This window comes from Parapedobacter luteus (assembly GCF_900168055.1).
GTDB lineage: Bacteria > Bacteroidota > Bacteroidia > Sphingobacteriales > Sphingobacteriaceae > Parapedobacter > Parapedobacter luteus.
In genome coordinates this window covers 114,477-134,196 of record NZ_FUYS01000002.1, presented here as the reverse complement: position 1 = coordinate 134,196, position 19,720 = coordinate 114,477, and the positions used below count along the sequence as shown (strand labels likewise).

The 19,720-nt window shown below is 49.4% G+C and carries 21 protein-coding genes and 1 tRNA gene; 6 read left to right on the top strand and 16 right to left on the bottom strand.

Annotation, left to right across the window (positions count from 1 at the left end):
* Positions 1-9: 9 nt before the first annotated feature.
* Both B5X72_RS03715 and B5X72_RS03710 read right to left on the bottom strand, forming a co-directional pair.
* Positions 10-1,677 (bottom strand): sensor histidine kinase, encoded by a 1,668-nt coding sequence (locus B5X72_RS03715; RefSeq protein ID WP_079715506.1) that lies wholly within the window; start codon positions 1,675-1,677, stop codon positions 10-12.
* The gene (locus B5X72_RS03710; protein ID WP_233632734.1) at positions 1,674-3,518 is read right to left on the bottom strand and encodes a S9 family peptidase; all 1,845 of its coding nucleotides are present in this window, start codon (positions 3,516-3,518) and stop codon (positions 1,674-1,676) included. Before B5X72_RS03710 ends, B5X72_RS03715 begins: the two co-directional genes overlap by 4 nt.
* Positions 3,519-3,713: 195 nt before the next feature.
* On the opposite strand from B5X72_RS03710, the gene B5X72_RS03705 reads away from it, so the two are divergent.
* Both B5X72_RS03705 and rfbC read left to right on the top strand, forming a co-directional pair.
* Entirely contained in the window at positions 3,714-4,013 is a 300-nt protein-coding gene (locus B5X72_RS03705) for a DUF4286 family protein (protein WP_079715504.1), read from the top strand.
* 4 nt (positions 4,014-4,017) lie between these two features.
* The gene (rfbC, locus tag B5X72_RS03700) at positions 4,018-4,566 is read left to right on the top strand and encodes a dTDP-4-dehydrorhamnose 3,5-epimerase (RefSeq protein WP_079715503.1); all 549 of its coding nucleotides are present in this window, start codon (positions 4,018-4,020) and stop codon (positions 4,564-4,566) included.
* 19 nt (positions 4,567-4,585) lie between these two features.
* Here the strand turns inward: rfbC and B5X72_RS03695 are convergent, their stop codons facing one another.
* From B5X72_RS03695 to B5X72_RS03650, 10 genes are all read right to left on the bottom strand, one after another.
* Positions 4,586-4,993, bottom strand: coding sequence for a DUF983 domain-containing protein (locus B5X72_RS03695; RefSeq protein WP_079715502.1), 408 nt, complete (start codon positions 4,991-4,993; stop codon positions 4,586-4,588).
* Positions 4,994-5,002: 9 nt separating this feature from the next.
* Positions 5,003-5,281 carry a hypothetical protein gene (locus B5X72_RS03690; RefSeq protein ID WP_233632735.1) on the bottom strand — a complete coding sequence of 93 codons (279 nt, stop codon included), beginning with the start codon at positions 5,279-5,281 and terminating at the stop codon, positions 5,003-5,005.
* Positions 5,282-5,316: 35 nt separating this feature from the next.
* Entirely contained in the window at positions 5,317-6,012 is a 696-nt protein-coding gene (locus tag B5X72_RS03685) for an RluA family pseudouridine synthase (protein ID WP_079715501.1), read from the bottom strand.
* A 38-nt stretch (positions 6,013-6,050) separates the two neighbouring features.
* Entirely contained in the window at positions 6,051-7,505 is a 1,455-nt protein-coding gene (locus tag B5X72_RS03680) for a bifunctional 2-methylcitrate dehydratase/aconitate hydratase (protein ID WP_079715500.1), read from the bottom strand.
* Between the two features lie 95 nt (positions 7,506-7,600).
* Positions 7,601-8,758, bottom strand: coding sequence for a bifunctional 2-methylcitrate synthase/citrate synthase (gene prpC, locus B5X72_RS03675; protein WP_079715499.1), 1,158 nt, complete (start codon positions 8,756-8,758; stop codon positions 7,601-7,603).
* A 25-nt stretch (positions 8,759-8,783) separates the two neighbouring features.
* Positions 8,784-9,671 (bottom strand): methylisocitrate lyase, encoded by an 888-nt coding sequence (gene prpB, locus B5X72_RS03670; protein ID WP_079715498.1) that lies wholly within the window; start codon positions 9,669-9,671, stop codon positions 8,784-8,786.
* A gap of 65 nt (positions 9,672-9,736) precedes the next feature.
* Positions 9,737-10,822, bottom strand: a complete 1,086-nt coding sequence (locus B5X72_RS03665) for a Gfo/Idh/MocA family protein (RefSeq protein WP_079715497.1) — start codon at positions 10,820-10,822, stop codon at positions 9,737-9,739.
* Between the two features lie 248 nt (positions 10,823-11,070).
* On the bottom strand, positions 11,071-11,655 hold the full coding sequence (locus B5X72_RS03660) for a hypothetical protein (protein ID WP_139378524.1): 585 nt from the start codon (positions 11,653-11,655) through the stop codon (positions 11,071-11,073).
* Complete coding sequence (locus tag B5X72_RS03655) at positions 11,655-12,071, bottom strand: hypothetical protein (RefSeq protein ID WP_139378523.1); 417 nt, start codon at positions 12,069-12,071, stop codon at positions 11,655-11,657. Before B5X72_RS03655 ends, B5X72_RS03660 begins: the two co-directional genes overlap by 1 nt.
* A gap of 266 nt (positions 12,072-12,337) precedes the next feature.
* Positions 12,338-13,162, bottom strand: a complete 825-nt coding sequence (locus B5X72_RS03650) for a universal stress protein (protein WP_079715494.1) — start codon at positions 13,160-13,162, stop codon at positions 12,338-12,340.
* A gap of 189 nt (positions 13,163-13,351) precedes the next feature.
* On the opposite strand from B5X72_RS03650, the gene panB reads away from it, so the two are divergent.
* Complete coding sequence (gene panB, locus B5X72_RS03645; protein ID WP_079715493.1) at positions 13,352-14,167, top strand: 3-methyl-2-oxobutanoate hydroxymethyltransferase; 816 nt, start codon at positions 13,352-13,354, stop codon at positions 14,165-14,167.
* A 102-nt stretch (positions 14,168-14,269) separates the two neighbouring features.
* Positions 14,270-15,340 (top strand): mechanosensitive ion channel family protein, encoded by a 1,071-nt coding sequence (locus B5X72_RS03640; RefSeq protein WP_079715492.1) that lies wholly within the window; start codon positions 14,270-14,272, stop codon positions 15,338-15,340.
* Here B5X72_RS03640 and obgE read toward each other — a convergent pair.
* The 3 genes from obgE to B5X72_RS03625 all read right to left on the bottom strand — a co-directional run bounded on the left by obgE (position 15,330) and on the right by B5X72_RS03625 (position 17,047).
* Positions 15,330-16,328, bottom strand: coding sequence for a GTPase ObgE (obgE, locus tag B5X72_RS03635; protein WP_079715491.1), 999 nt, complete (start codon positions 16,326-16,328; stop codon positions 15,330-15,332). The genes B5X72_RS03640 and obgE overlap by 11 nt on opposite strands.
* A 3-nt stretch (positions 16,329-16,331) precedes the next feature.
* Positions 16,332-16,907, bottom strand: coding sequence for an adenylate kinase (locus B5X72_RS03630; protein WP_079715490.1), 576 nt, complete (start codon positions 16,905-16,907; stop codon positions 16,332-16,334).
* Between the two features lie 66 nt (positions 16,908-16,973).
* Positions 16,974-17,047, bottom strand: a tRNA-Arg gene (locus B5X72_RS03625).
* A gap of 157 nt (positions 17,048-17,204) precedes the next feature.
* Here B5X72_RS03625 and B5X72_RS03620 point away from each other — a divergent pair.
* Positions 17,205-18,041 carry an alpha/beta fold hydrolase gene (locus B5X72_RS03620; RefSeq protein ID WP_079715489.1) on the top strand — a complete coding sequence of 279 codons (837 nt, stop codon included), beginning with the start codon at positions 17,205-17,207 and terminating at the stop codon, positions 18,039-18,041.
* Positions 18,042-18,115: 74 nt separating this feature from the next.
* Positions 18,116-19,237 carry an MBL fold metallo-hydrolase gene (locus B5X72_RS03615; RefSeq protein ID WP_079715488.1) on the top strand — a complete coding sequence of 374 codons (1,122 nt, stop codon included), beginning with the start codon at positions 18,116-18,118 and terminating at the stop codon, positions 19,235-19,237.
* Between the two features lie 15 nt (positions 19,238-19,252).
* On the opposite strand, the gene B5X72_RS03610 is transcribed toward B5X72_RS03615, so the two are convergent.
* A complete protein-coding gene (locus B5X72_RS03610) occupies positions 19,253-19,501 on the bottom strand; it encodes a hypothetical protein (RefSeq protein WP_139378522.1) in 249 nt (82 codons plus the stop codon).
* Between the last annotated feature and the right edge of the window lie 219 nt (positions 19,502-19,720).

Below are 19,720 nucleotides of genomic sequence, written 5' to 3'. Positions count from 1 at the left end.
ATCCACTTGTCAGTCTACCGGGAAAACAATGATAAACGTCGTGCCTTTATCCAGCTCACTTTCCACCCGGATCTCCCCGCCCATGAAATTAACCAGTTCTTTGCAGAAAGCAAGCCCCAGCCCCACACTGCCTTGTTGGTTGTACTGGTTTTGTACACGGTAAAATTTTTTAAAAATGTGTGCCAACTCTTTCTTGGCAATGCCGATGCCTTTGTCCGCGAACCGCATGGTCACTTGTTTTTTCGTCTGTGTAATATAGATATCCAGCACCTTATTATCGGGCTTGGAATACTTGTAGGCGTTATCTATCAAGTTTTGGAATATACTGCCCAACAATACCGGATCAATGTATAAGGCCCGGTTTGCATCCACTTGACACTGAATAATTAAATCGCCATACTTAATTTTGGAGGCAGCCAACACTTTATCACAAAATTCGTGCAAATCAACCTCTTCGCGTTTTATTTTTATTGATTTATTTTCAATTTGTGTAAAGGAAAGCAACGTATTCATCAGGTTATTGAGTTTATCCGCTTCCTCATCCAATATTTTCCCGTAGTGGACGCGTTCTTTGTCCGATAGTTGCTTCGCACTCTTGATGTTATTGCCCGCAATCTTGATAACACTTACCGGTGTCTTAAATTCATGGGTAAGGTTATTGATAAAATCGTACTGCAACTTAAACATGCGTTCGTTTACGTATAAGTTGCGATAAATCAGATATGCGATGATTGCCAGCAGGAGATAGATCGCAACCACACCGGCCAATACCGGCAGAAATCGCCGGTTGATTTCGGTCAGTAAAAACGAACGGCTTGAGCTGAAGTAGATTTTGTAATCGGCCAACGCCCCGGGCAAGGGGGTTTCCGTGGTCAGTAAATCCGGGTCCGTATCGATGGATTCATAAACCAACGGTTGTATTTGTATATGCTGATATAATTCGGGTACGGTATTGTTTAACGACAGCTTATTGGGGTTAATAAAATACGTAAAAATATCCTGTTCATAGACGGCATCATGCAAATGCTTCCCGTACATAAGCTCCTTATAGGCTTTTAGGTCATCCCGTCTGGGGATATTCATATAAGATATCTTACCGGGTGTTACGGCATAGAACACTTTGAAGATATCCTCGTCCCGCAATGCTTTGGTGGTATCCACCCGTTCGATGAATGCCGCAAATTTAACCGCCATGTTATTGAAATCATCCGACAACGACAGCGGCAACTGTCCGCTGTGGTTGGCTGTTGATGAAGGCTGGCCGGTTTGGTTTGGCTGACTGAACTGGTAGATACCCTTTGGGTATACCACCAGGTTATTCGCCGAGAACCCATAATCGACAGACTCGCTGTTGCTCAAGGCTACATCATAAAATACGATGCGCTCGACAAACGGATACGTTTGCAATACGCTATCGGCATAGGAAGCAACGCCCGCCGAATCCAGATAACCCTGATAGAATGATATCTCTGGAATCCGATTCTGGAAAAAATCATTGAACGGGCCGATGTTGTACTCCAGCACCTCTACTTTCCTGGACGCAAATTCATTTTCGACATACGTAACGGTCAAATCACGGGCGAGGATGATAGCCAACACGAATGAAGCGATGCCGACAACGATAAAAGCGCTTACCAATACATAGGTTACGCGATAGGTATTGCGACGGTGCGTCATTTCAGGTATTTGTCAAAAAATGCGCCCAATTCCCTGTAAAACAGTATCCGGTTTTCCTCATCACGAAAATACCGGCCTTCTTCTTCCCGCAGGATATACGTAATGGGGATCTTCCGCTTTTTTAGCTTCTGCACAAATTGATTCGTCTCGTTTACCGTGCTCCAGCTATCCTTCCCTCCCTGTGCGATGAATACCGGTATATTGATATTGTCGGTGTGGAATACCGGAGACATTGCCTTGATTAAATCAGGCTCAGATTCCGGATTACCGATGATTTCATAATACATTTGTAAGTAAGGCTTGAGATGCGGCGGGATCTCTTTGAGGTAGGTAAAAAGGTTGGCAAATCCGGAGTAAGAGGCGGCACAGGCGTAGAGATCAGAGTTGAAACAGGCACCATGCAGTGCGGCATATCCTCCAAAACCAGCGCCATAAATACCAATCCGTGACGAGTCTACGACACCTTCCTCAATCAACCAGCGTACACCATCGGTAATGTCATCCTGAATCTTCCCTCCCCATTCCTTAAAACCGGCAGACCAAAATTCCTTTCCATATCCGGTCGATCCCCTGAAGTTCATTTGAAAAACGGCGAATCCACGATTGGCAAAAAATTGCACTTCGGGATTAAACCCCCATTGGTTCCTGCCACTCGGCCCATTGTGCGGGTATACGATCACCGGGGTCTTTTTGCCTTTTGACTTTACCGGCATGGTCAAATACCCCTGTATTTGGCGTCCATCGCGTGATCGATAGGTAATGGGTGTCATTTCCGCAAGCAAACAATCCTTCAGGGCGGGGCTGTTATCCGCCAACTTTATCAACTGATCTGCAGTGATGTCGTAGTAGTACGTCGCGCCCGGATCTTTATCGGTATAAGAACGCACGATAAACCGCGTGCGCGCGGTATCCCGATCCAATATACTCACTTCATAGCCATTCAGCTTCTCGCTGATTGCCCGGTAAACCCGTTCGGTCTGCTTGTTCAGAAAATGCCGTTGTTGCTTCCACGTGGCGTAGGTCGCATAGGACATTTCACCGCGGTCGCTCGAATAGCCACCGTTGTCCATATCCACGTCCGGATGGCTATAGATCATCCGCACTTCCTTGCCCGTGTTCATGTCGATTTCCACCAAGGCCAGTTTGTCCCGGTTGATGTTGGAAAGGGCAAACACGTGGCTCCTATTTTCGCCCGAAAACCCAATCGGCAAGATCGAATTCCTGAAGCTGTTGCTCATCACCGGCCTAAAGGCCTCCTTTTCGCTATCCCGGTATAACACGGTCTCTTTTACACTGTCGCTGGCCAGTGCCAGCCGCAACTGCCCGTCTAAATCAGCAAACCATTTGATAATATTTCCAGGATTTTTGGCCACCAATTCTTTTTTGCAGGCGTCCGTACGGAGGCGGTATACATCAAATACAGACGAGTCCCGCTCGTTGAGCGAAATCAAGAAACCGTTGTTTATCACCTTCGAAGGCGGAATCCAACGCAACTTTACCGAAGCAGCCGGCATAAGATGCCTCACGGCCAGCGTAGCCCGGTTAACGGCAAACACCTGCAGGCTATCATTTTTTCTATCCTTCGTAAATATCAACTCACTGTCATTGGCCCAAAAATATGACTGGATGCCCAATTCTGTTTCCGATGTAATACGTTGCTCACCGCTTTCTTTGCCTGCCTCCAAGACGAAAATGTTCTTCTGCCCTGCATAGGTACTCAGGTAAGCGATGTACTTGCCGTTAGGGGATATCTTGAAATTGGTCTTTTCAGGTTCGGAAAAAAAATCCTCTACAGGTATAATACGTGTCTTATGGTTGTCACAGCGCGTTAAACACGCCATGAAAACCACCCCGAATAATAAAACTATACGACGTACCATATTAACAGTATTCCCTCTCCATTCTTTCAAAGGTGGAAAAATTTAGCGTAAAAGCTCATTATGCAACCTTAATTTTACACGTCTCACCTATCATTGCCGGCAACTCGCCAAGTCATTTTGTCGCGGCTATTTCGATGGATTGCTTATCTTCGCCCCATGTATCTGTATAATGTGACCATCATCACCGAAGACGATATCCGGGAAATTGTCCGGCAGCACATTGAAGAACACCTGAAGCACTACCGGGAGGCAACCGCATCGGTCGCTTTGCTGGAGCTGTTGGACTCACCACATGAAGGGACGACTTACTGCCTTCAACTGCGTGCGGCGCACAACGAAGAAATCGCACTGTTTCAACAGCAGTATCTGGCCCCGATCCAAGCTTTTGCAAACCAACAACATACCGGAAAAGTTCTCTTCTTTGACAGCGTCATGAAGTACCTTAGCAGCTATTGATATCATGAAATTTTCATCCACAACAATACCAGGCATCGTCGTTATCGAGCCACAAGTGTGGCGAGACGAGCGCGGTTTTTTTATCGAAACCTATAATGAAAAGCCTTTTACGGCAAATGGCATCACCGCAACGTTCGTGCAGGACAATCTTTCCTCTTCTCACCGTGGCGTATTACGCGGGATGCACGCTCAGGCGGGCCCAAACGCACAAGGCAAGCTCGTGAGGGTGCTGCGTGGCCGTGTTTTGGACGTCGCGGTCGATATCCGGAAAGCTTCCAAAACCTACGGTCAGCACTTTTCCATCATCCTTGACGCGCAGGAAGCGAAGTCACTCTGGATACCTCCGGGTTTTCTCCATGGATTTGTAGCGCTTGAAGACGACACCTTATTCGCCTATAAAGTTACCGGATTTTACGACAAGGCTGGTGAAGTAGGCGTCAGGTGGGATGATCCCGACTTAGGTATCGATTGGCCGTTGGCCAGCGATGAGCTTATCATTTCCGAGAAGGACCGCCAATTGCCGTTTCTGAAAGACATTGCCAACCCCTTTTGACTGATTTTTCCCAGTACCACTAAGGCGTGTCTTCGTGGAGCTGGTCTTCGTACTTGGGGTCATACTTTACCTTCGGTGTAAGGTAATGCAACAGAATCAGACGTGAATAGCGAAAATTGAAGGGCGCAAAAATCACGATGGCCGCTACTAAGACAGCGAGGTACACCCACGGCGATTCGCTTTTGGTGATTTGATAGGTCAATAAGCCTGCCGTCACGACCTGCGCCACGGACATTGCATAGCTTACGTACATGGCGGCATAAAAATAACCCGGCTCAATCTCAAACCGGAAGCCGCAGTGCGGGCATATATCATTCATCCGCTGCCGCTTAATCCCATAAGTACTCCCTACAAACATGTTGCCCACCCGGCATTTCGGACATTTAGATGTGATTACCGCCTTGATTCGGGAAGTATGTGCAGCCATGAAGACATACTAATTCAACACAATCGGATCATTGTCCACATTCACGGTCTTTTTGCTCCGGTATTTTTTATACCACAATACGCCTATCCCAACCGCCGCCAGATAAGGGATAGCCAGCAAGAACAATATGCCCTTGTTCAGCCCCTTTCCCTGTGTATTCCCGTGTTCGGTCGCGTTTTCGGCCGTGAGTGAGCACATGGCACATTGTGCTTGGGTATCACTTGGCGTTATCGCGAACAATACGAGTGTGACCATGATGGCCCCCAGAAACCGCTTTATCCTGTTCATAAATACAAAGATACAAAATGTTCTGCCATATTCACTTATTCACCGTCGAATACCTCGAAGCGATCCCAGAAGCCATCTTTGGGCAGTCTGGCAAACAACACTATGGGTTCTTTTTTGATAGGATGCACAAAAGACAGCTTCTTAGCGTGAAGGCAGATCGATCGCCTCAGGCTTCCCCTTGGGTAACCATACTTATGGTCACCTACGATCGGGCACCCCATAGAAGCCAACTGCGCACGTATCTGGTGCGTACGTCCGGTCAGCGGATACACCTCAAGCAAATAATAGCCATCCAATTCGCCCAATAACCGGTAATCCAATTCGGCATATACCCTACCGTCCGCGGCTTCACGATGTACCTTTGTGACGTTTTGCGTACGGTCACGTGAGAGCCAGTGCACCAGTTTAGCTTCCGGCTGCTCAGGAGGGTTCCGCACGACCGCCCAATAGGTCTTCTGAATTTCCCTATCTTTAAAAAGCTGCTGCATCCGCTCCAGCCCCTTGCTCGTCTTGGCAAAGAGTATCAGCCCGCTTACGGGGCGATCAAGCCGGTGTACCACGCCCACGAAAGCACCGTTGGGTTTACTATATTTTTTGGTTAAATATTTGTTAACCATGTCTTCCAACGGTTCGTCGCCACCCGGATCGGCCTGCACAAGGTACCCCGCGCGCTTATTTACAGCAAGCAAATGGTTATCTTCATAGATGATATCGCTGTCGGAAATAGGCATATTCAAGTATCTTCACGTTACGCCGCAAAGATAATAATTTAGGGAATGACCATCAAATCCACAAATTCATTAACGGGCATTGCGGCCAACTTATCGATATCCAGCGACGCATCAAACACCTGTTGCTGCTGTTTTGGCGAAAATATACGTGCGAGATTGGTTTTGTATTTCTCTATCAACACCGGCATCCCTTCTTCCCGACGGCGCTTATGACCAATGGGATACTCCACGACCACCTCATCCAGCACCGTTCCTTCGGCCAGTGTCACCGTGAGCGCATTGGCGATGGACCGTTTTTCGGGGTCGTGGTAGTCCGACGTAAATTGCGCATCCTCTTCGGTTTCCATCACTTCACGCAACCGATCAATACGCGGGTCGGATGCCACCCTATCCTCATAATCCGCAGCTGTCAGTCTCCCAAAGATTAGGGGTACGGCAATCATATATTGGATACAATGGTCACGATCGGCCGGATTATGCAAAGGCCCCTTCTTATCAATGATGCGGATAGCCGCCTCGTGCGTGCGAATGCGGATATGTCGGATATCAGCCGCCGTCTTGCCCAATTCGTTGAGCTTACGGTACAACACCATGGCGGCTTCCACGGCCGTCTGTGCATGGAATTCAGCCGGAAATGAAATTTTGAACAACACGTTTTCCATCACATACGAACCGTAATCCCGCTGAAAACGGAACGAATTGCCCTTAAACAACACATCGTAGAAGCCCCAGGTCTTAGCGGTAAGCACCGATGGATAGCCCATCTCACCGGTCTTGGCTATCAGGGCAAGCCGCACGGCCCGGGAAGTGGCATCACCTGCGGCCCATGATTTACGGCTCCCCGTATTGGGGGCATGCCGATAGGTACGCAGCGAATGGCCGTCAACGAATGCAAGCGATACGGCATTGACCAACTCCTCGCGGCTTAACCCCAACAGCTTGCCCACCACCGCCGTGGAAGCCAGCTTCACAAGGAGCACGTGATCAAGCCCCACTTTGTTGAACGAGTTTTCCAGTGCCATCACGCCCTGGATTTCATGGGCCCTAATCATCGCATCGAGCACGTCATGCATGGTCAATGGCGCTTTGCCGTTGGCTGCCGCTGTACGGGAAAGCCAGTCAGCCGTGGCCAATATACCGCCCAGATTGTCCGAGGGGTGGCCCCACTCGGCAGCCAACCACGTATCATTGAAATCCAACCAACGAATCATCGCCCCGATGTTAAACGCCGCATGTACCGGATCCAGTTGGTAAGAAGTGCCCGGAACCTTGGCCCCATGAGGCACGATAGTACCGCTCACGACGGGGCCGAGCAATTTCGTGCAAGCGGGATAAGTCAACGCTTCGAATCCGCATCCAAGGGTATCCAACAGGCAATAATGCGCTGTTTTAAAGGCCAAATCACTGGAGATTTGATAAGTCAATGTATAATCTACAATATCGGCAATGACGTTATCCGTTTCGGGACGTACGTTTGAAATCGGTGATGACATGTTTTTTATGTTGATTTATGTTTATGCATTAGCTTGTTAGGCGGCAAGCTATAAGCCTAAGCCCAAAGCTTACCGCCTCTTGCTTTGCTTACAGCTTATATCCTATCGGTAAGCGGAACAAACGCCCTGGGGTCCGGTCCGGTGTAATTAGCACTCGGTCGGATAATTTTCCCGTCCTGCCGCTGTTCAATGATATGGGCGCTCCATCCCGTCACCCGCGCAATCACAAACAAGGGCGTAAAAAAGGCCGTGGGTATTCCCATCAGGTGATAAGAAACCGCCGAAAACCAGTCCAGGTTCGGAAACATCCTTTTTTCCTCCCAAAGCAATGTCTCCAACCGCTCTGCAACGGTAAACAGCGCCATATCACCCGATTCCTCGGATAATTGCCGGGCAATCTTTTTAATAACCACGTTCCGAGGGTCGGAAATGGTGTATACCGGGTGGCCGAAGCCAATGATGACCTCCTTACGTTCCAGCCGCTGTTTAATATCCTGAGCTGCCTCGTCTGCACTGGCATACCGACTTTGGATTTCATAGGCCACCTCGTTGGCCCCGCCATGCTTCGCCCCCCGCAAAGCTCCGATGGCCCCCGCAACGCAGGAGTAGATATCCGACCCCGTGCCGGCGATCACACGCCCGGTAAAGGTGGAAGCGTTGAATTCATGCTCCGCGTACAAGTTCAGCGAAATCGCCATAGCCTTGTTCCATGCGGCCGACGGCTCCTTGCCATGCAGCAAATGAAGAAAATGGGCGCCAATCGTTTCGTCGTCAGTCTCTACCTCAATACGCCGTCCGTGTTGCGCATAGTGATACCAGTATAGCAAAGCCGATGCATACGAAGCCAGGAGTTTGTCTGCAATGTCACGTGCGCCGACAGGGTTATGATCATCCCTTTCCGGATAAATGGTTCCCAGTACCGATGTGTAGGTACGGAGGACATCCATCGGATGCGCTGCCGCACCGATCTGTTCCAACACATTTTTCGCAATCTGGGGTAATCCACGAAGCGCCTTCAATTTCGCACGGTATGCCTGCAGTTGCGCCTTGTTTGGCAATTTCTCATGGATAAGCAGATGAGCCACTTCCTCAAAGGAAGCGCCCTCCGCCAAATCAAGGATATCGTAACCCCGGTAATGCAAATCATTGCCACTCCGGCCTACCGTACATAGCGCGGTATTACCGGCCGAAACCCCCGAAAGGGCAACCGATTTTTTGGGCTTAAACGTTGATTGCTGATTATTGTCGCTCATAATTTAGTTGTTGTATGCTGTCCCGCTACTTCCCATACAGCGCGTCCAATTTGCTTTCGAAATCGTAATAACCGATGCTGTCATATAATTCAGCACGGGTTTGCATGGTATCCAGCACATGCCGCTGGGTACCGTCCTGCCGGATATGGGTAAAGACATTCAGCGCTGCCTTATTGGCCGCACGGAATGCGGATAGTGGATATAACACGATGGAAACCCCTGCTTGAGCCAGTTCAGCGACCGTCCACAGCGGGGTCATGCCGAACTCGGTGATATTGGCCAGCACCGGAAGACCCGTCGTCTCTGCAAAAGCGCGATATTGGGTGAGCTCGGATACTGCTTCGGCAAAAATAAAATCAGCCCCCGCTTCGGCATAGGCCACAGCCCTGACCAACGTAGCTTCCAACCCTTCGCTGGCCAGGGCATCGGTACGTGCACCGATGGCAAAATGGCTGTCCGTGCGGGCATCTACTGCCGCTTTCAGCCGGTCTACCATTTCCCCGGCACTCACCAGTTCTTTATTGGGGCGATGCCCGCAACGCTTCGCACCTACCTGATCCTCCATGTGCAGAGCTGCTGCACCGGCTTTGATTAAGCTCTTCACCGTACGGGCCACGTTGAATGCCGAAGGGCCGAATCCGGTATCAACGTCCACCAATAAGGGAGTGTCGCATACGTTGGTCATGCGTTCGACATCAATGAGCACGTCCTGCAATGATGAAATACCCAAATCGGGCACCCCCAAAGAACCCGCAGCCACTCCCCCACCGGAAAGGTAGATCGCCTTGAAACCGGCTTGCGTGGCCAACAAGGCATGGTTGGCATTAATGGCCCCTACGATTTGCAGGGGCTGTTCGGCTTTTAAAGCCGCACGCCAGCGTGCGCCCGCAGATGATGGATTCCCGTCTATCATGTTTTATTCTTGTGAATTGCGTAAATATACGGGATATCCGCCACGTAGGCAAACGCGATGGTAAACTACGCCAGCCGGACGACCTCGCCGGTCTTTACCGACTCGTCGCAGGCAAACGCCACCCGAAGGCTGCTGATGGCATATTCGGTTTCCGCTGTCAAGTCCAGATCCTCCCGGATGGCCTTCAAAAAAAAGCGCTGTTCGCGATTGCACAATTCCTGATGGTCCGGCTCATCCTTGAGGTCTATCCAGCTATCCGGCTGGGTGAAGTTGTTCGCGCCATCGATATCGGCATGGTGGAAACGCAGTGATTCTGTCTTAGTATGTGCCGCCACGGAATCCGATTTGCCGCTTGTCCCCGCTTCCCTGGCCACGATGGATACGGAGCCTTTGGGGCCGATCACATCTTTCACGAAAAATGCTGTTTCGCTCATCATCGGCCCCCAGCCTGCCTCATACCATCCTACCGAACCGTCTTCGAAACGTATCTGCAATTGGCCGTAGTTGTAGTTGTCCGGGGGGATATCGTCCGTAAGTCGGGCGCCGATGGCATTCACCTGAACCGGTTTGCTGCCCGTCATCTGGCACATCACGTCAATGTAATGCACGCCGCAGTCAACAATCGGGCTCAGGCTTTTCATCAGGTTGCGGTGCACATCCCACATCACCCCATGGCTCTGCTGGTTCAGGTTCATCCGCATGACCAGTGGCTTGCCGAGCTCCCCGCTGAGTTCAATAAACCGCTGCCAGGAAGGATGGTACCGCAGGATGTATCCGATAACCAGCTTCTTTCCGGTTTTTGCGGCAACGGCTGCCACACGCTCCGCCCCTTCTACGCTGTCAGCAAGCGGCTTCTCGATAAACACGTGGCAACCTGCTTCCAGTGATTGGATGGCATACCGCTCATGCGTATCGGGATAGGTGGAGATGCACACGGCATCCGGGTGGGTGGCAGCCAGCGCCGCTCCAAAATCATCGTATAGCGAATACCCACCACCCAGGAGGCTGTTCAGTTTTACTTTGCTCTCGCCGGTAGATACCAGACCGCATATCTCAAATCCGTCGATTTCATGATAAGCGCTGGCATGGGAAGCCCCCATGTTGCCGCATCCAACTACCAGCACCCGTATCGGTTTTTCTTGTGTGTTCATCTATTTATTTATCGTTTGCTTGCTTTATTTTCCTTAAAGATCAACAAAAATAACATAAAAATCAGTACGGAGATTTCCGTAGAGGATTGGAGTATTGCCTATTCATGAGAAAGCTGTATCGCATCGCTTTACTAACTTTATCCACCTGGCGTTGGATGCCATTCAAAAAGTACCAAAGATTTGCGGTGGAAGAAACGCATATTATTCCTGAAATACCAGACTGTATGAACAGATGGAAATGATTGCCGTTACGGACTACCCGGAGGCCCCATTTGGCAATATGCATCAGACCCGCAACCATAACGGATTTCATGGTCGGGGTACGTCCCCACCACGGTTACCGTAGGGACGCAACAAAATGTTCCAAAACACGTCCACGACATTTCGTCCTCAGGGGGCAGGTTCATCAATTGGTACTCATTATCCCCGAGGTCGTCATTAGCGATAAATGCAGCAAACGAAGAGTTTCTGAAACTATCCAATTGTGACCGAGGAATAAAAAAGGACGTACTTCTGGCATAGGCCACAATCCTACCTTCACCGGTTTCAGACGCGGTGAGAAAGATCAAGGCAGCAATTCCATCACCCGGGTCATAGTCCTTTACACTATCTACCGTAAATGCGCCACTCCATCCAAGTTGGTTCTTTATAATATCCCGAATTTTCAAAATAAGCGCGCTTTCGTCATCCGCAATTACAAATTCGGATGAAGAAGCGGTAAAATTAGTAGATAATGAAATTCTATCGCCCAAATCCGGCCGTTCGGTTTGCTGACAAGAATTGAAAACGGAGAATGCAACGCATAAACACAATGCAGGAAATAATCTTTTCACTATTCGTTTTTGGTTAGGACATATAGATATTTGTACGCACGGCTGCTACCATGGTTCCTATATTTGGTTAATGTCATTTGTTTTCCTGACATTTTCAGCTGCTGATAGTCTTCAACGGGGGTAGAAGTCGCTTTTCCAATGCCTGATGGATCAAGGATAAAAAACTTGATGCTTTCACTTTCCTTCGGCAACGTATTTATTACCGAATCGACAGTTTCCGGTGAAAGATAAGTCTTCAGTTCAGGGGCTTTCATCGCCTTCACTTCTTGTTTCCAATCTTGCTGAAAATTTTTTACTGTGCTACTTCGATCGGTTGGGAAGAGTCCTAGTGTTCTGGATGGACCCACAGATGTTAAAATAAGAAGCGGCATAACAAACATGCTGAATCTTCGGATTAAACAAACAAGCCTTTCCATGATTCTGCTATTACGTTAGTTTATCAAGTATATCAAAAAACACATTGCTGCATCTAAGCCGGGCGGCACCTAGATATAAAAGGTAAACTAAAAATTCTTTACAAGTGGTTACGTAAATAAACAAAATTGCCCTGCTTATTACTTGTGACAATAAAATGACAAACATATGGGTTCTACATTTATCTCGTTTCCGCACCAACTTTACTATGTAGGCGCTATCCGTGTCAAAGCACCAGATAAGCGCCCAACGAACTGTCGGACTACGGCTAAACCCGAATAAACAACGACGGGATTGCCGGATAGTTGGCTACCGCCTTGGTCAGGCTGGGCGTGAAAATTTTTTGGAAAAACGACTTTTGCGGCCTCACAAATACGAGCAAATCCAAACCATCGGCCATCGCTTCCTGCACGACCGCATTGATATCCACCTTATCTACAGGCATGGCCTTGCAAGAGATACCCCAGTCGGGGTAAGCCTCCTCGACCTTTCGCCGCCACCGCTCCAAATCCTTATCCGGCGCTTCCTCCCCTGCCTTGTAAAAATGCAGCATAGAAAGATGCGGCCTCAGGTTAATAGCCTGCTGAAAAGCAAGCAGTGCGTCCAGCTCATGATCATCGTAAGCCGTAAAAAAGCCCACGCGCTGGAACGCAAAATCTGGTGTATCGATCGGCACGACCAGCACCGGAACGGGCGATTTTTTAATCACTTCATAGGTGGTACTTCCCAAAATACTTTCCGTAATGTTGGTTACGCCTTTAGTACCCATCACAACCAACGAATGCGCGCCATTTTTGAGCTTTTCCGTTACCACCTCAATCATGAATCCCTTGACACATTCGCCCTCGATGCTTACTTCCGGAAACTGCCTGCTTAGGTTTTTCACCAAGTTCTTCATGGCCTCGGCTGATTCCGTCTCCGCCCAACGGATTTGTTTTACACTATGCCCTTCCTCGCCATACCCCGAATATAGGGCGATGTACACGTGCAGCAATTGGACTTGCTGTTTAGAAGCTTTGGCCAATGCGCACGCATATTCAGCCGCGACATACGCGTTCTCCGAAAAATCGGTGGGGACTAATATCGTTTTCATAATACTAATTACAACTAAATGGTGAGCTTTGTGTTAACAAAGATACTTGAAATTGTTGGGCAACCCGTGATAACCGTCACTTTAAAAAATAATTGGAAGCTACATCCGTCATGCGTACGCGAATAGCCGCCCTGATTATCCGGAAGCTTGACCCGCTATCATCTGTTTAAAATTTCCTACATTTGCTTCATGTCAGTAAACAAAGAAATCAAGCGCGTCACCACGCATACCATCCGTCAAATGAAGGCCAATGGCGAGAAGATCGCCATGCTTACAGGCTATGATTATTCCATGGCCCGGATATTGGATGACGCCGGCATCGATATCATTCTGGTGGGCGACTCCGCAGCCAATGTCATGGCGGGCTATGAAACCACTGTCCCTATCACCCTGGAAGAAATGATGTTTCATGCCGCCGCGGTGGTGCGCGCAGCCAAACATGCGCTGGTCGTCGTCGATTTACCTTTCGGCACCTATCAAGGCGACAGCAGTGATGCGCTGAAGGCCGCCGTGCGGGTGATGAAGGAAACCGGAGCCCATGCGCTGAAGGTCGAAGGGGGCATTGAAATCCAGGACACCGTCAAGCGCATTGTGAATGCAGGCATACCTGTCATGGGCCACCTCGGCCTTACGCCTCAATCGATATACAAATTCGGCACATACACCGTACGCGCCAAGGAGGAAGCAGAAGCCAACAAACTAAAAACTGACGCCAAATACCTGCAGGACGCTGGATGTTTCGGTATTGTGCTCGAAAAAATTCCCGCACAGCTGGCTACGGAAGTAACTGCCAGCCTCGCCATCCCAACCATCGGTATCGGTGCCGGGGCTGGTTGCGATGGACAGGTGTTGGTGGTTCATGATATGTTAGGCCTCAATAAGGGCTTCAAACCAAAATTCCTGCGGCAATACCTCAACCTTTATGAAGCAATCGGCGAAGCCGTGGGCCACTATATCCGCGATGTAAAATCTTCGGCGTTCCCGAATGAAAACGAGCAGTATTAGGTTGGCATTAGCCTGACGCCCGGCGCTTGCACTTAAGCGGCAGCCGACTTCATAAATCGAGTTTCCATACAACAATTTACGCCAACGGATTGTTAGCTGGCTATGGAAACCGTCATTTTTGGAAATACACCGCAGGCATACCTTATCGTACTGGCCGTCATACTCGCGGGCATATTGATCATCCGGCTATTCAAACGCGCGATATTGACTTGGCTCAGGCGGGTTGTCGACAAAACAGCATCTACTTTTGACGATTTCCTGTTGCAGGGCATCAGCTCCACCCTCTTGCCTCTCCTTTATTTTGGCGTTTTTTATTTTGCCCTGAAAAGCCTCATCCTGCCCGCTTGGCTTAATCGGGCACTGGAGATCGCGGGCATGTTCCTCTGGACTTTCCTAATCACGCGGCTCATCATCTTCGCCATCCATTATTTTCTCAGAAACCATCTCCAACGAAGGGGACAGGGAGATGCGAGCTTTCAGCAAATACGGGGCATCACGCTCATCCTATCCGGCTTGATCTGGATCATAGCCATCCTTTTCTTTATCAGCAACCTGGGATATAACGTAGCAACGCTGCTGACCGGCCTGGGAATCGGCGGCATCGCCATCGCCCTGGCGACCCAGAATATTATTGCCGACTTATTCAACTACTTTGTACTCTTTTTTGACCGTCCATTTGAAGTGGGCGATTTCGTGGTCGTGGAAGACAAAAGCGGGACGGTGGAATCCATCGGCATCAAAACCACCCGGATCAGGGCGCTTACGGGCGAACAGCTGGTCTTCTCCAATACCGACTTAACGAATTCGCGCCTGCATAATTTCAAGCGCCTGCAAAGGCGGCGCATCGTTTTTTCCATCGGGGTTACCTACGATACACCGAAGGATAAGTTGACAAAAATACCACAAATCATACGCGATGCCATTGCCAGCCAGCCGGAAACGCTCTTCGATCGGGCGCATTTCGCGTCTTATGGCGATTTCAGCCTAATTTTTGAGGTGGTATATTTTGTCCTGAGCGATAATTTCAACAAGTATATGGACATTAACCAGGGAATAAATCTATATATCTACGAAGCTTTCCAGAACGAAAACATCGAATTTGCTTACCCCACGCAAAGCCTCATCGTACGGAATCCGGCTGTACCAAACGAATCCGACGATATCAGCCGGTGATCGCTTGCCAAATCAGATCTTTGAGTTGAAGGATATTTTTTCCCGAAACCGCAGAAATAAACACAGCGGGAATACCTGCCGGGATTTCCTGCCGCATTTCGGTCTGCAGCTCATCATCCAGCAAATCCGATTTGGTGACAGCGAGGATGCGGGGTTTGTCCTTCAACTCGGGGTTAAAGGCAATCAGTTCATTCAGCAGTATCCGGTATTCTTCAGCTATCGTGCGCTGGGTATCCGCCGGAACCATAAATAACAATACGGAGTTGCGCTCAATATGGCGCAGGAAACGGTGGCCCAGTCCCTTCCCTTCGGAAGCGCCTTCAATAATGCCGGGGATATCGGCCATCACGAACGATTTATTGTCGCGATAGGAGACAATACCCAGGTTGGGCACCAGCGTCGTAAAAGGGTAGTCGGCAATCTCGGGCTTCGCGGCTGACACCACGGAAAGCAAGGTGGATTTGCCGGCGTTGGGAAAACCGACCAGCCCCACATCCGCCAGCACTTTGAGTTCGAGGATGATCCACTCTTCCTTACCCGGTTCTCCCGGTTGAGCAAATCGCGGTGTTTGCTGTGTAGCGCTTTTGAAATGCCAGTTGCCCAGTCCGCCGCGTCCGCCGGCAGTCAGCACCTTGGTCTCCCCATCTTCGGTGATATCAAACAGGATCTCATCGGTATCCGCATTGCGGGCTACCGTCCCCAGCGGCACTTCCAGCACCTCATCCTTACCGTTGGCTCCATGCTTCAGCGCGCTGCCGCCAGGTTGACCATCCTCAGCAATGACATGCTTGCGGTATTTTAGGTGAAGCAAGGTCCAAAGCTGCGCGTTTCCTTTCAGGATAATATGCCCGCCCCGGCCGCCGTCGCCACCGTCTGGACCGCCTTTGGCCGTGAATTTATCGCGGTGCAAATGCGCAGATCCTGCACCGCCGCGGCCAGACCGGCAGCACACCTTCACATAATCAACGAAGTTCGATCCCTGTGGCACTGGCTAAACCGGCAATCCGTCAACAATCCCTTTGATTTCCCTGAAAATAGCATCAATATCGCCGATACCATTGACTTTGGTCAACTTTCCCTGCTGCTCATAGTAAGGCAGCACGTGGATAGTCTTATTGAAATACTCCTCAATGCGTTTTTTCAATTTTTCACTATCATCGTCCGCGCGGTTGCTGATGGCTTTGCGCTTGGCAATGCGTGCCGTCAATTCCGCTTCGGTTACATCAAGCGCAATGACTCCACCGATGGTCGTTCCCTTTGATTCAAGAAAGCGATCCAATGCTTCGGCTTGTGCAACGGTACGTGGAAAGCCGTCAAAAATGAAACCTTTTGCCTGAGGATTTTTATCGATTTCTTCCTCCAACATGGCGATCGTAATGGAATCCGGAACCAATTCGCCGTCTGCAATCAGCTTACTTACGCGCTGCCCCAATTCGGTCTGGTTGCTGATATGCGCCCTGAACAGATCGCCAGTTGAAATATGCACCAATTGATAATGATCAATAAGCTTCTGCGATTGGGTACCCTTCCCTGCCCCGGGAGGGCCAAACAAAACAAGGTTTAGCATATAAGTCTATCCATAAAAAAATATAGCCTAACCGGCATATTGATTAGGCTATATAAGTGAAACATGTGCGCTTGAAGGGAGTCGAACCCCTAACCTCCTGATCCGTAGTCAGGTGCTCTATCCAATTAAGCTACAAGCGCATTCCCGAATCGGTTTGCAAAGATAGAAATCTGATCGATATAACCGAAATATTTTTTGGAAAAATCACAAAATATACGTGCCTGATTGCATTATTGCATTGATTTCATTACTTTTAAAAATCAAAACTTATCACCGTATCGGTTTGTTACTGCATATATGGAATACAATAAAAGCCTAATCAAAAGAAAACGAATCCGCATTGGAGATATTAGTATCAGCTACCTGTCGAGCGATGTAACACCATCACAAAAAAACGTCGTATTTGTCCATGGATTTCCGTTCAACAAAAACATGTGGATACCCCAGTTGGAGGCATTGCCCGCCAATACGGGCGGCATCGCCGTAGACGTACGCGGCCACGGCAACAGCACCATGGGCCACGGATTCTTCAGTGTGGATGTTTTTGCGAAAGACTTATTGGTTTTCCTCCGGAAACTGGGTATTACCCAAACCGTGCTTTGCGGCGTATCCATGGGCGGATACATCGCCCTGAGGGCCTACCAAATCCAACCGGAAATTTTTTCAGGCCTGATATTGAGCGATACCCACTCCTTGGCAGATGACAATACCGCTAAGCTCAAGCGGTTTGACAGCATCCAATCCGTATTGAAAAATGGTAAACGTGCCTTTTCCATCGGTTTTGTCAACAATGTATTTTCAACCAGGAGCCTCGCTGAAAACCGCGAAGCAATCGATCTCATCAAAAGCAGCATACGCCGCAATACGGAGACCAGCATTTGCGCGACCCTGCTGGCGCTGGCTTCCCGTACCGACACTACCGATAGCCTTAAGGATATATCCGTCCCAACGCTCGTCATCCGCGGTGCGGAAGACCGGATAACTACCCAGGAGCAGGCACAACTTCTGGTGTCCAATATACCGGACGCCGAATACGTGGAAATCCCCGAATGCGGGCACTTACCTAACCTCGAGGATGCCGAACGCTTCAATTCGGCAATGAATACGTTTTTGAACCGTATCAAGCCATTGTAAAAATCCATGCCGGGGATTGCATTATTGCATGCTACATGGTTACTTTGCTGCGTTGTCCCTTACCGACACCCCGCATGAAGAAAATCATTAAGCGCATGTTGCTAGCTCTCATCATCATTTTGGCCGTATTTGCCATTGCTATTGCCGTATTCATTCAACAACCGCCGTTTGGGAAAGCACCTGCCGGCGAACGCCTCGAACGCGTGAAAAACTCACCCAACTATAAAAACGGAAGTTTCCAAAATATTGAAGATACGCCGGATCTGGCAGAAGGTGTGAATATGCTTACTGTCCTGTGGAGTTTCCTTTTTAATAAAACACCGAGGCAAGTTCCTACCGATCACATTCCTAGCGTGCAGACCGACCTCCGTACGCTCGATATCCAGACGGACGTATTGGTGTGGTTCGGCCACTCATCGTATTTTCTGCAAGCCGATGGCAAACGGTTCCTCGTTGATCCGGTGTTCAATGGCAACGCTTCGCCCGTCTCGTTTACAACGAAGAGCTTCCCCGGCACTACCGGATATCATGCATCGGACATGCCAGCCATCGACTATCTTATCATTACGCATGATCATTGGGATCACCTCGACTACAACACGGTCAAAAAACTTGAGCCTACGGTAAAACAGGTGATTTGCCCCTTGGGCGTCGGCGCGCATCTTGAACATTGGGGATATCCGCCAACCAAGATCACCGAACTAGATTGGCATGAGTTGGCACCGCTGGCCGAAGGCTTCACGCTACGAGCAACCCCCGCACGCCATTTCTCCGGCCGCGGCCTCAAGCGCAATGGCACACTCTGGGCATCGTTCGTGCTCAACACCCCGTCCCGGCGCATTTTTATTGGCGGAGACAGCGGCTATGGCAGTCATTTTCAAGCAATCGGCAACCAATACGGGCCGTTTGATTTGGCCATCCTTGAAAATGGGCAGTACAATGCTTACTGGATATACATCCACATGCTGCCCCATCAAGTGGTACTCGCGGCCAAAGATCTGGGAGCAAAACGCCTGCTGCCCGTACATAATTCCAAGTTTCCACTGGCCATGCATGCGTGGGACGAACCCTTAATTCTTGTATCCGAAAGCAGTAAAAACACGGATATGCCACTGTTGACACCCCAGATCGGCCAGCCGGTCTACTTGAGCGATAGCACGCAGGTATTCAACCGCTGGTGGGATGGGGTAGAATAGGACGCAAGCCCGCCGTTATAAAAGCTCACATTCAAACCCATGATCGCGAAACAGCGATACGACCTCAGCATCGATATTTGTTGTGGATTCCATCCTCAGCACCCGATCGCTGTCCCATAGATCAAAACTAAAACAGCTGCCCGGAAATCGTAAAGCCAGCATTTCCAGTATGGGTTTTGCCTGCCATTCTTCAACCACATTAGTCCGGTACACGGTAATCAGTAATTTGCCATCCAATGAAGGCTGCATATAAACACTTTTCATCCCTTTCGGTAGACCATTAACGTATTGAATTCGACCGTGCAAAAATGAACGACAACGATCAAAAACATCCCGTGCAAAACGGATTAAAAACCCGCCAAAAATTACAACAAATTGATTATCTAATATTTAACCTCCTGTTTCAGGCAATATAAGCCGTGAACCTAAGACAAATTTCAGGTTTTGCGGCAGCCACGACGTCTCCGGCTGTTTGATTTCGGA